The organism is Pseudofrankia sp. DC12, assembly GCF_000966285.1.
Lineage (GTDB): Bacteria > Actinomycetota > Actinomycetes > Frankiales > Frankiaceae > Pseudofrankia.
Genome location: NZ_KQ031391.1, coordinates 6,354,390 through 6,366,557, shown reverse-complemented (window position 1 = coordinate 6,366,557; position 12,168 = coordinate 6,354,390). Strand labels below are relative to the sequence as shown.

The following is a 12,168-nucleotide window of genomic DNA, read 5'->3' as shown; positions in this document are numbered from 1 at the left end:
CGTCGCACCATGAAGAGGAAACCAGCGGCCATCGGGCGCCGACCTGTTCCGTCGGAGGAGGCACGAGTGGACGCGCACACCGCCCCACGAGATGGCGGCTCCGACGAGCAGAACGGCCGGCGGTCCGACGGGCGCGGGACATTCCAGGCCTCTGCGGAAGACGTGGCCAATCTGCCGGTCCATACCGTGATGACAACCCAGGTGCTGGTCACGACCTCGGAGTGCGCGTCGGCGACGTGCTGCGCGATGTCGCGTCGCTGGCTATGGACCTCGAACGGCTGGGCACCGCGGCCGCCGCGGAGCGCTTCCTCGGGTGGTACCGCGGGTCTCCGAGGACACCTGCCCCCTGTCATTCCAGGATGTCCACGTGGCCCACCACGCTCTCCGGCAGGCGGCGGCCGCCGGGGACCGGCACGGTCACGGCGAACCGGGCGCCGCCGGTGAAGCTCGGCTGCTCGCCAACCTCGCGCTGACCCGTCTGCGCCGGGCACAGGTGTCAGAATCCGCAACTTGAAGGTCCCTGCCGAGGTCGGAGTCCGGTCGAGGCCCGGGCCGGCGAGCTATTTCGGTAATGACGGCGAGGAGACAGACGATGGGCACGGACGGCACGACGATCTCGACCGAGCAGGTGTACGCGGCCGTCGAGGCAGGTGGGCTCGCACCGTCGATCCACAACAGTCAGCCCTGGAGATGGCGGTACCGCGACGAGACCCTGGAGCTGTACGCGGACCTCTCCCGCGCCCTGCCGGTGATCGACCCCGACCACCGGCAGATGGTGATCAGCTGCGGCGCCGCACTGCTGAACGCCTGGCTGTCGCTGCGCGCCGCTGGCCTCGACGTCGAGGTCAGCGACCTTTCCGACGGTCCTGACCTCGCCACCGTGCCGCTCGCGACACTGCGTATCGAAGGCACCCGTCCACCGACGCCCGACGAGAAGCGGCTCGCCGCGGCGCTCACGCTCCGGCACACCGACCGCCGCCCGTTCACCACAGCCCCGCTGCCCGCCGAGCAGGTGCACGAGCTCCGGCGGGCCGCCGAGGCGGAGGGCTGCTGGCTGGCCACCCTGACCAGTGAAGACGCCCGGGTGGAGCTGGCGGTCCTGCTGGCGAGGGCCGACTGGGCCGAACAGCACGACCCGGGATATCAGGCCGAGCTCGCCTCCTGGATCCGCTACGACTCCGAGGCCACCGACGGCATCCCACGCCCCACGGCCCTGTCGAGCGCCGAGCCCCGCGTCGAAGAGTTCCCGACCCGGGACTTCACCGGCGGCACGGGCGGCGAGCCGGCCAGCCCCAGCGAGGCCGAAGAACGAGCCCGGACAGCGCAGGTCGAGCGTCCCGACGTGCTGGTGATCGGCACCGACGCGGACGGTCCCGCGGACCGCCTACGCGCAGGTCGAGCGCTGAGCCGCGTCCTGCTCACCGCCACAGCGGCCGGCCTCGCCACTTCACCGCTCGGCCAGGCGCTCGACATCGAAGCGACCCGTTCCCTCGTCCACTCCCTGACCGGCGGCACCGGCCTGACCCAGATGATCCTGCGGGTGGGATACCCGGACACGTCGGCGCCCGCGTTCACTCCCACCCGGCGCCGTCCCATCGGGGAGGTACTCGAGCACCTCAGCGATAGCTGAACCGGCACCGCTGACAGAAAAGCCCATGGTCGCTGAGGATTGTGGTGAATTCTGCCGGAAGTGACGAGCCGTCGGGTGCGGAGCATTCCTTGCGCGGGGCCTGCGCGACCGCCCCGGTCGAGGGCCGCGTAGAGGCGGGGCGACGCATGGCCATTGGCCGAGCGGAGTTCGCCCCAGTCGGATCAGCGCCGCACATCGCGGCGGCCCCACACGGCGGCCGGAATCCGCTCAACCGCCGAGGACGATCCGCTCCGAGCGCGTCACCGCCCGGCGAGTGCTGGGGGGCGCGGCCAGGGCGCGCTCCGGTCACCGCGAACCGCTCGACGGTCTTGAGGTGCCCGCCGGTGGAGACCACGATCGTCAGGACCGGGTCGGTCGCGCTCGCGAAGGCGACCTCCTCTGTCCACGCGGCACTTGTCCCCCCGGCAGGCAGGCAGCAGGACATCCCCAGTACCCCCGCTGACGAGGGCTGGCGGACCTGGACAACGGCCCGTCGTTTCTCGGGTGACAGGCCCGTACCGGTCGTATCCGCGGGGTCACCAGCGCGGGCCGACACGGGCCGACACTGCGGTAGACGGCCGATGGACGCTGGGCAGGCAGATACCTGGCTGCCCAGCGTCCATCGCCACGTCAGCGCACAGCTCGCACGAAGGTCGTCGATGCCACGCAGAGCGTCGGCGTCAGTTCTGCAAGACCGCTGACCCCGGCGATCGTTTATGGCCCACATCGGCGGAAGGACGACTATGAGCATCGACAGCCGGGAGATTCTCGTGGGAATCGACGGCTCGCCGGGTTCGGAGTCCGCCCTGCGCTGGGCCTATGCGACGGCGCTTCTGGAGAGCCGGCCGGTGACCGCCCTGCTGGGCTGGACGGCTGACGGCGTACCTCGGCCCGTCTACCAGGCGGCCGCCAACGCCGACTACCTCGGGCTCACGAAGGCCGCGGACCTCACCTTGGACCGCGTGATCGCACACGTCCCCATGCCTGACCCGCCGGTAGAGCTGCGCCGGGCCGTCGTCAACGAAGATCCCGTGCAGGCCCTCGCCGACAACGCCAAGACCGCCGCGATGATCGTGGTCGGTCCACGCGGACCGGGCATCGCGCACCGCATCACAGCCGGGTCCGTGGCCCAGCGCCTGCTGCACTGCCAGGCCAGCCCCGTCATCGTCGTCCATGGTCTGGAATCCGATGCCGGCTCAGGCGGCGGGCGGCCGATCGCGGTCGGCGTCGACGGCTCGGCGCCTTCCAACGCCGCCGTGCGCTGGGCGCTCACTCAGGCCACCGAGCGCGAGGTTCCCCTGCACCTGGTGCACGCGTACAGCATTTACGTCACTCCGCCCGGGCCGCCGTTGGTCGACTTCTACCCATCACTTCAGCGGAACGCCGAGCGGCTGCTCGCTGACGTGATGGCGTCGGACATCGGCAACGACACCGGGGTCGAGATCCACCGGATCGCCGTCGACGAGTTCCCCAGCCGCGGGCTGCTGCAGGCCGCCCGGGACGCCCAGCTCCTGGTCGTCGGCTCCCGGGGCCGGGGCGGCTTCACCGAACTCGTCCTGGGCTCGACCGCGCACCAGTGCATGCTGCATGCGCCGCGCCCCGTCGCCGTCCTACGTTCCTAGCCTGACCCGCGCCCTGATGAGTGGGCGGCCGCAGGTGGCGTCGGGGACGCCGTCGCCACCTCACCGGAAGACTCGCCCGGGTGCTCGCCGTACCCTCTCACTCGTCTCGCGGGATCTCGCGCGAGCGCCTCGGGCGAGGCGTGTGGAAAACGCCCTCCGAGACGATGTCTCCACCCTGCTGCTCGAAAGCGCGCAGCGTCTGCGCCTGTCTGGAGTCAGGGCCGGTCTGGTAGGGCCTTTCAACCTGGACGTCATCCGGCTCGTCGGCGGCGTCCTCGGAACTCGCGCGCTCCACAATGAAGTCGTCCGCGAAGTCGCTCGTCGTCATCCCCTTCTCGATCGACCTTGCGACCATTTTCTCGCGCCACTTGTCCCGGTGGTAGTCACGAAGGCCGCTGAGGACGGTGGCGGTGAGGCCCGCAGCCATGGCACGCGGCCTTGACCGCGGCCGCCCCAGGCAGCGGCGAGCGGACCTTGGTATCGAGGACAGCCGCCACCGGCGCGGGCCGGCCGAATCGACACGCGTCAGCCACTCCCGTATTCCGATGCCGTCAGCACAGCCCACGGCACCGGCGGGTCTGGCCGCTGCCGCGAGCTGACGCGCCGCGTCCCGCCGCGTCGCGGGGCGGCTCATGCCGAAGGTAGGCGTGGGCCCGCCGACGGCGAGCAGGTCGACATCGTCGGCCAGGACGCCTGGCGCGGCGTTCACCTCGACCAGCTCGGTCCTCATCCGGTCCGCGAGACCTGCCGCGACCGCCTCGGCGATGGTCCTGGTGTTACCGGACATCGACGCGGACTGGCTGTCGCGGCGGCGCCGGCGCCTGTGGGGAACCTTATCGGTGACGCCAGACATCGGGTATCACCTCTTCAGCGGGCAGGAATGCTCCCGACCTCCAGAACTCCCCCGTCGTTGTGCCCGCTCCAATGCCGGCCGTCCTCGCCGGTCAGCCATCCTTCCTGGCACCGCGATGCCGTTCGCTCCTCCGGGTCGAGCACCGTGGTCCGGGACGGTTCAGGCCGTCGGGATGGTCCAGTGCTCAAGGAGGTGAGCCGGCCGCCCGCCAGGCGGTAGACGGCGTCCATGCGGTCGAGGCCGGTCGCCCGATGGGTGATGATCACGATCGTGCGGTTGGCTGGCAGGCCGAGAAGGACATCGAGGATGTGACGTTCGGTAGCGGCGTCGAGGTGTGCTGTCGGCTCGTCGATGACTAGGACCCGCGCGTCCGCGAGCAGGACCCGGGCGAGGAGAAGACGTTGACGCTGGCCGCCCGACATCCGCGCGCCGTCGACGCCGACGCGGCTGTCCAGGCCGAGTGGCAAGGTCGTCAGCCACTCGGTGAGGCCGACCTGGCCGAGAACGGCGACGAGGGCGGTCTCGGGCGCGTTTGGCCTGGCCAGCCGAAGGTTCTCCCGGATGGTGGCGTCGAACAGATGGGCGTCCTGCGTCAGCGCGGCGACCGCCCCCCTCAGCTGCTGCTCGGGCAGGTCACGGACATCGACCCAACCGGCCGCGTTGCCGAACTCGATCTGGCCGGCCGACGGCTCGGCCAGCCGTAGAAGCAGGGACGCGAGCGTGCTCTTGCCGGAGCCGCTCGCGCCCGTGAGCGCCACGCGCCCGCCGGCTGGGATTCGAAGGTCCACGGCTTCGAGGACCTTCGCCGCCGGAGTGCCGCGGTATCCGGCGCGGACCCCGGTCAGTCGGACGCCGAGCGGTCCGTCGGGGAGACCAGCGGCGACGCAGGCGCGGTCGAGGGGCGCGGCCGGGTCCGCGCGGGGCGTCGGTGGGTCCGGCGGCTGCGCGACGAGAGCGTCCGTGGCGGCGTGACTGTCCAGGTCAGGGCCGAGGACGTCGAGTACGCGGATGGCGGCGTCGCGGGCGTCACCGACGGCGGTGAATGCGTCCCGGAGGCCGCTGGTCAGCTCGAAGATCACGGGGGTGAGCAGTGCCAGGACGGCGAGCAGCTCCCAGTGCAACGCACCTGCGTGGACCGCGCCGATGCCCGCCGCCGTGACCGCGGCGGTACACAGGCCGGCGGTCAGTGCCTGCGCGGGCCCCGCCCAGGCGGCCGAGCGGCGCCGGGCTGTCGCCGCTCGGACCAGGTCGAGGTCGAACCGGCGCAGGGCATCGAGGCTGCCGGCGGCGACGTCGAACGCGACCGCCTCGTCGAGCCGTTCGACCAGCGCCACCACCGCCGCATCCCGGTCGCCGCGCCCGCGGTTGACCGCGCGCCTGGCCGTGCGGGCCGTGGCCGCGCCCAGGGCCGCGGCGAGCCCCGCGAGGGTCAGCCCGGCCGCGATCAACGCTGCCGTGGCGGGCGTCGCCAGCACGGCGAGGACACCCGTCACGCCGACCGCGGCAAGAGCGGCGACGGCGAGCGGGGCGATGGCGCGGGGCAGGGCCTCGGCAAGTCCGTCGACGTCGACCGTGACGCGCCGGAGCAGATCACCGCGGTGCCGCGCGGCCAACGCCGCCGGGGAGAGCGTCGTCAGATGGCCGAACACCGCGGCCCGCAGTCCGGCCAGGCCGCGCAGGGCCGCGTCATGGGTGAGCAGCCGCTCGCCGTAGCGCAGCGCCGGCCGGGCCAGTCCGAAAGCCCGGACGGCCACAGTCGCCACCATGAGCGTGAGCACCGGGGGATGCGCCGATGCCCGGCTGATCAGCCAGGCCGCCGTCGCGGTGAGCCCGGACCCGGCCAGGGTGGCTCCGGCTCCCGCCGCGACGCCGAGCCCCAGCCGGACCCAGCCCTGCCCCGACAACAGCCCGGCGAGCGGGCTGTCGCGAGTGATGGCACGTCCGGGCCTACGAGGGCCGGCGCGGCCCGGCCGGCCGGAGACGACGCGCGGGCCCGAGGCCGGCGCGGCGGGAAGCTGGACCGTCTTGCCGGAGGGCCCTCCGGGGCGCGACGCGTCGGGTACGGGCCGGGGGCCGTCGGCGAGCACCCCAGTCACGGCTTCGTGGTGAGGTCGCGGGTGATCGGGCTCGAGGCTGTCCGCATCTCCGGCGGCCGGGCGACGACCGGGTTCGTCGGCGACGACGCGCCCCTCCCGCAACGTGATGACACGGTCCGCCATTTCGGTGAGAGCGGCGGAGTGGGCGACGACGAGGACGGTCGCGCGCCCGCGCATCCCGGCGACGGCCCTCGCGACGTGCGCCTCGGTGGCGGGATCCACGCTCTCGCTCGGCTCGTCCAGGAGCACCAGCGGAGCCTGCCTGGCGAGCGTCCGGGCGAGCGCGGTCCGGCGCAGTTCCCCGGCGGACAACGCGCGGCCGTCCTCGCCGAGGGGCTTGCCCGGCTCCGGCGCGCCCGCCGCGGCCATCGCCGCCGCGACCACGGCCACGGCCCCGGCCTCGCCGGGCGCGGAGGCCGACCTGCCCCGCGGCAGGCCCAGAGCGACCTCGTCGGCGACGGTCGCCACCCGACCGGCCCGCAGCAGCTCGGTTGCTCCGGCCGCGAGCGCGTGTGGGCGTTGGGGAAGCCAGGTGACCCGGTCCCGCCAGACGGACGGCGCCATCGTCGAGACGTCGACACCGTCGACGAGCACACGCCCGGCGGACGGCCGCACCGCTGCGCGCAGCACGTCCAGCACGCTGCTCTTGCCGGCTCCGCTCGGCCCGACCAGCGCGGTGATCTCCCCCGGCCGCAGCGTCAGTGACAGCGCGCGCAGCGTCGGCTCGGCCGCCGTCGCCCGGTGCAGGCCGATGTCGACCAACCGCACCTCGACGGGGCCGGCGGCTTGCACCGGTGCTGGATCCGTCGACGGAGCCGCTTGCGGCACCGACGGCACCGACGGCGCCGCGTCGATGAGGTCCAGCGCCTCCCGGGTCGCGGTAAGCCCCGCCATCGTCGCGTGGAACTGCGCGCCGACCTGGCGCAGCGGCGCGTGGACCTCGGGCGCGAGCATGACGACGAGCAGCGCGGCCGAGAAGCCGACCGATCCGTCGACGAGCCGTAGCCCCACCGAGACGGCGACCAGCGCCACCGACAGCGTCGCCAACAGCTCCATCACCAGCGACGACGCGAAGGCCATCCGCAGCGAGGCCATGGTTTCGACCCGATAGGCCGCGCTGACCCGGCGAATGGTCTCGACCTGCGCCCGCGCGCGGCCGAAGACCCGCAGCGTCACCAGTCCACCGGCAACGTCGAGGAAGTGCTGCGACAACCGGGTGAGCACGGCCAGCCGCTGTTCGGCGCGCTTCCGGGTCGCCAGGCCCACCAGCACCATGAAGACCGGGACGAGCGGCAGCGTCAGCCCCAGGATCACGGCGCTCGTCAGATCCGTCCAGGCCAGAACGGCCAGAATGACGGGCGGCACGACGGCCACCGTCATCAGCGCGGGCAGGAACCGGGTCAGGTAGGTCTCGGCCCCGTCGAGGCCCGCGCCCATCACCGGCGCGAGGCGCCCAGCACCAGGAACCGGCTGCGCGTGGGCCGCCCTGGCCACTGTCGCCTCGAGGGCGCGGGCCCGCAGATCGGCGATCACGCGCGGGGCGGTCCGCTCGCCGTCGCGGGCGATGAGCCAGCCGACGCCGGCCCGCGCCGCGACCGCGCCGACGAACGCCCCGAGCGTTCCCGCCAGCGCGCCCGGCCCGAGACGGCCGCTGCTTCCGCGCACGACCGCGTCGACGAGGAACGTCGCCTGCACGAGCAACAGCGAGGTCGACACGGCCGTGAGCACGACCAGTCGGCCGAGGTATCCGCGCAGCCGTGGTACGGCGCGCAGCAGGCGCGGGTCGACCGGTTTCACGACGTGGGTCCCGGCTTCCGCTGGACCGGAGCGGCCGGATCGGCCAGTTGCGCGGGCGCGGCAAGCGCTGGCTGGTCGACGGCCGGCGCCGCGTCGGCCGTCGGGGCCGGCGGCACGGCCGTCGATCCGGCCCGGCCGGCCGTCACGCCCGCGCCAGGGTGGCCGCCGCGTGGGCCGCCCGTGGCCGTGAGGGCCGCCGGGCCATCCGCGCCGTAAAGCCGGCGACGGAACACCCAGTACGACCAGGCCTGGTAGGCCAGCACCACCGGAGTGGCGATCAGGGCGACCACCGTCATCACCTTCAGGGTGTAAGGCGAGGAGGCCGCCTCGTGGATCGTCAGTCCTGGGCCGCCGCCGAGCCGCGGCAGCACCTCCGGTGCGATCGCCACGAACCAGGTCGCGACCAGGCCGGCGAGCGTCCCCGCTGTGGCGGCGAACGCCCAGCCGTCCCGCTCGGCCCGGTGGGCCGCCAGCGCGGCGAGCAGCGCGACGACCACCACCGCGGCTATGGCATCGACCGCGGCGCCGCCACGCAACACGACGGTCCAGACGAGGAAGGCCAACAGGGCCGCGGCGGCCGGCGCGAAGAGGGCGTCGCCCGCGGCTCGTGCCCGGCCGCGTACCCGGCCCGAGGTCTTCAGGGCAAGGAAGACCGCGCCGTGCAGCAGGCACAACAGCAGCACGGTGACGCCGCCGAGCAGGCCGTACGGGTTCAGCAGGTCAAGCAGGCTGGACGTCACCTCGTGGTCGGATGTCATCTTCACGCCGCGCACGATGTTCGCGAACGCCACGCCGAACAGCAGCGGCGCCAATGCCCCGCCAAGCACGATTCCGCGGTCGCACCAGGCTCGGCCGGCGGCGGTCGCCGCCTTCCCCCGGTACTCCAGCGCGATCCCGCGCACGATCAGCAAGGCCAGTACGAGGAACAACGCGAGGTAGAAGCCGCTGAACAAGCTGGCGTACCACTCGGGGAACGCGGCGAACATGGCACCGCCCGCGGTGAGCAGCCAGACCTCGTTACCATCCCAGACGGGGCCGATGGCGCCGAGCACCGCGCGGCGGTCACGTTCCACCGCCTCGGACGCGGTCTGTTCGGGCACGTGCGCCGGGTCGGCCGTACGCCCCGCACGGCCGAGGACACCGAGCAGGGCGGCGACACCGAAGTCGAAGCCCTCAAGGACGAAGAAGCCCGTCCACAGGATCGCGACGAGCACGAACCAGAAGTTGGCAAGCACCGCACATCTCCTCTGCCAGTCGTCGGCGGGCTCAGTACGCCAGAGCGGGGAGCCGGTCAAGGTCGTCGTCCGCGCCGCCGGGACCGGCACCGCCGCCGCCAGAGGCTGGTCCGCCGCGCCCCGGCAGCTCGGGGATGTCCTCGCGGCCGTGACGTAGGAAGAGCCGCAGCGCGATGACCGCCAGTACTCCGTACAAGAGGGTGAAACCGATGAGTGTCACGAGCACGGCGGCGGTCGACACACCGGGCGAGACACCGTCCGCCGTGCGCAGGACCCCGAACACCAGCCAGGGCTGCCGGCCCATCTCGGTGAAGATCCAGCCAGCCGAGTTCGCGAGGTAGGGCAGGGCCGCGCCCCACACGACCGCGAGCAGGAACAGGCCTGACACACGGGAGCCTGCCCTGGCTGGCGGTATGGCGACGGGCTCGTCGCTCGGTGTGCGCGGGGGCTGGGCCCCGGTCGGCTCCGTCATGAGCGCGGCCGGGTCTGTGACCGGCTCGTCGAGCGGGGTCCTGCCCGTGCGGCGCAGCCAGGAGCCGAACGCCAGTGCGAACAGCAACGACAGCCCGCCGAAGCCCATCATCAGCCTGAAGGTCCAGTAGGTGACGCCCATGACCGGCGTGTAGTCGCCAGGGCCGTACTTCTCCTGCTCGGCGGCGGCGACGTCCTGGACGCCGCGCACCTGCCCGCTCGGCGAGTTGGTCGCCAGGAACGACAGGAGGCCCGGAATCCTGATGTCGACCTTGTTGCGGCCCCGGTTCACGTCGCCGTAGGCGAACAGGGAGAACGGCGCGTTGGTCTCGGTCGTCCAGAGGGCCTCGGCGGAAGCCATCTTCATCGGCTGTTGCCTGGTCATCACCTGCGCCTGCAGGTGACCGAAGCCCATGGTGGCCAGCGACGCGGCGATGGTGATGCCGACGCCGAGCTTCGCGGCCCTGCGGTGCAGGTCGATCTGGTGGCCGCGACGCAGATGCCAGGCAGACAGGGCCATCAGCACCGCGCCCGCGGTGACCAGCGACCCCGCCAGGACGTGCGGGAAGGTGACCAGCTGAGTGGTGTTCGTCAGCACCTTCCAGATGGAGGTCAGCTGCGCGCGCCCGGTTCTCGGGTCGATCCGGTAGCCGACGGGGTGCTGCATCCACGAGTTCGCCGCGAGGATGAAGTAGGCGCTGATCACCGTGCCGGCCGATGCCAGCCAGATCGTCGCGAGATGCACTCGGCGTGATAGCCGGTCCCAGCCGAAGATCCAGAGACCGAGGAACGTCGACTCGAGGAAGAAGGCGACCAGCGCCTCCATCGCGAGCGGCGCCCCGAAGACGTCCCCGACGAACCGCGAGTAGTCAGACCAGTTCATCCCGAACTGGAACTCCTGCACGATGCCCGTGACGACGCCCATCGCGAAGTTGATGAGCATCAGCTTTCCCCAGAACCGGGTCAGCCGCAGCCAGTCCGGATTCAGCGTCCGTACCCACGCCGTCTGCATCGACGCGACGGTCAGCGACAGGCCGATGGTCAACGGCACGAACAGAAAGTGGTAGACGGTCGTGATACCGAACTGCCAGCGCGCGATCGTCTCGCCGCTCATCCGCCACCTCCGAATTCGTGCCCAACGGGGCCGCCGAACGCAAGACTGCCGGTGAGAGCACCGTCAGGGACCGGTCCGTTTGGCCCCTGACGACGCACCGAAGGTCGCGCCAGCGGCGCCCGATGGGCACCGCACCGGTGCCTGGAGGCTGCAGACGTCGCCCTTGAATGACGGCGGTTCGGCCTGAGCCTGCGATCAAGACACCGGCAGCCGTACGACCGAGCCATGGTCGCGCGGACGGCCCTGGCCATTTCGGCGGCCGTCGGCCGCCGTATCAGTCCCGCATGAACAAAGCCCGGCGGTCGATGTGCGACCACCGGGCCGAAGGGCTCTCTCGCCGGCTTCTACCGATGCGCGAGGTCCTGCTGGCGGTTGAGGCTATGGCAGACGAAGGCGTGCGTCGCACGGGCGGCCTCGACGTTGCCTCGGGCGAGCTGGCCCGGCAACGACTCCAGAATCGCGGTCTCAACGCCGGCGAGGGAGACGACTCGGGTCAGCGCCGCGAACGCGCCGAGTAGAGCCGTGTTCGGCAGCGGCTGCCCAAGGGTTCGTTGGGCGATTTCACTGGCGGGGACCGTCAGCATACGCACCGCCGGTAGGCCGTGCCGCACGGCGAGGTGTCCCAGCCCCAGTTCGTCGGCCTCGCGGGAAGAGTTGACGAGGACATACCCGTCCGCCCGCATACCCCGCATCAAGAAAGAACACTGACCAGAACCCGACTGTTCGGATCCGTTCGCGAGTCCGGCTACGGGCCACCGCCGAGGCCGCCGAGGAGTGCGGTGAGCACGTGCGCGCCGGCCTGTCAGCGCCGCCGGGCGACGCCGAGGAAACGGTGCCGGACGACCAGGACCACCAGTCAGCCGAAGTGGACAGTGCGGCCGGACGCCGTGGCACCGCCGACAAGCAGCTTCGCAGCGGGCGTTAGGGTCTAGGCATGTCCGACGCCGTCGCCCGCCGAACGATCAACCCCGACGGCATGGCCCCGCCGGCGGCCCGCTATGCCCACGCGGTCCTGGTCGAGAACGCCAACCGGTGGCTGCACACCTCCGGGGCCGTGCCGGTGGCGCCGGACGGTTCGGTACCGGACGGGGTGCCGGCCCAGGCCAGCCAGGTGTGGATCAACATCGGCACGCTACTGGCCGAGGCCGACATGACGGTCGAGGACATCGTCAGCATCACCACCTACCTCGTCGCGACCGCGGGGACGCCCGCGTTGGCGCAGGCCATGGCGGCACGCGACGAATTCCTCGGCGGCCGCCGGGTGGCCAGCACGCTGGTGACCGTCCCGGCTCTCGCCCAGCCGTCCTGGCTGCTCGAAATCGCGGTCGTCGCCGCGTCGTAAGCGGTCAC

General features: G+C 72.2%; 8 protein-coding genes. 3 read left to right on the top strand and 5 right to left on the bottom strand.

Annotated features, from left to right (window positions below; all coding sequences use genetic code 11):
- Positions 1 to 592 precede the first annotated feature (592 nt).
- Both FRADC12_RS25800 and FRADC12_RS25795 read left to right on the top strand, forming a co-directional pair.
- Entirely contained in the window at positions 593 to 1,630 is a 1,038-nt protein-coding gene (locus FRADC12_RS25800) for an Acg family FMN-binding oxidoreductase (protein WP_045878557.1), read from the top strand.
- Positions 1,631 to 2,373: 743 nt separating this feature from the next.
- The gene (locus FRADC12_RS25795; RefSeq protein WP_045878556.1) at positions 2,374 to 3,252 is read left to right on the top strand and encodes a universal stress protein; all 879 of its coding nucleotides are present in this window, start codon (positions 2,374 to 2,376) and stop codon (positions 3,250 to 3,252) included.
- 97 nt (positions 3,253 to 3,349) lie between these two features.
- On the opposite strand, the gene FRADC12_RS31785 is transcribed toward FRADC12_RS25795, so the two are convergent.
- From FRADC12_RS31785 to FRADC12_RS25765, 5 genes are all read right to left on the bottom strand, one after another.
- Positions 3,350 to 3,679, bottom strand: a complete 330-nt coding sequence (locus tag FRADC12_RS31785) for a hypothetical protein (protein WP_157489038.1) — start codon at positions 3,677 to 3,679, stop codon at positions 3,350 to 3,352.
- Positions 3,680 to 4,119: 440 nt separating this feature from the next.
- Positions 4,120 to 7,998 (bottom strand): thiol reductant ABC exporter subunit CydD, encoded by a 3,879-nt coding sequence (cydD, locus tag FRADC12_RS25780; RefSeq protein ID WP_052711180.1) that lies wholly within the window; start codon positions 7,996 to 7,998, stop codon positions 4,120 to 4,122.
- On the bottom strand, positions 7,995 to 9,233 hold the full coding sequence (cydB, locus tag FRADC12_RS25775) for a cytochrome d ubiquinol oxidase subunit II (protein WP_232304052.1): 1,239 nt from the start codon (positions 9,231 to 9,233) through the stop codon (positions 7,995 to 7,997). Before cydB ends, cydD begins: the two co-directional genes overlap by 4 nt.
- Positions 9,234 to 9,264: 31 nt before the next feature.
- Positions 9,265 to 10,818, bottom strand: coding sequence for a cytochrome ubiquinol oxidase subunit I (locus FRADC12_RS25770; RefSeq protein ID WP_045878554.1), 1,554 nt, complete (start codon positions 10,816 to 10,818; stop codon positions 9,265 to 9,267).
- A gap of 344 nt (positions 10,819 to 11,162) precedes the next feature.
- A complete protein-coding gene (locus tag FRADC12_RS25765; RefSeq protein WP_052711179.1) occupies positions 11,163 to 11,501 on the bottom strand; it encodes a 2-oxoacid:acceptor oxidoreductase family protein in 339 nt (112 codons plus the stop codon).
- 251 nt (positions 11,502 to 11,752) lie between these two features.
- Here FRADC12_RS25765 and FRADC12_RS25760 point away from each other — a divergent pair, with 251 nt between their 5' ends.
- Positions 11,753 to 12,160, top strand: coding sequence for a RidA family protein (locus FRADC12_RS25760; protein ID WP_052711178.1), 408 nt, complete (start codon positions 11,753 to 11,755; stop codon positions 12,158 to 12,160).
- Positions 12,161 to 12,168: the final 8 nt, after the last annotated feature.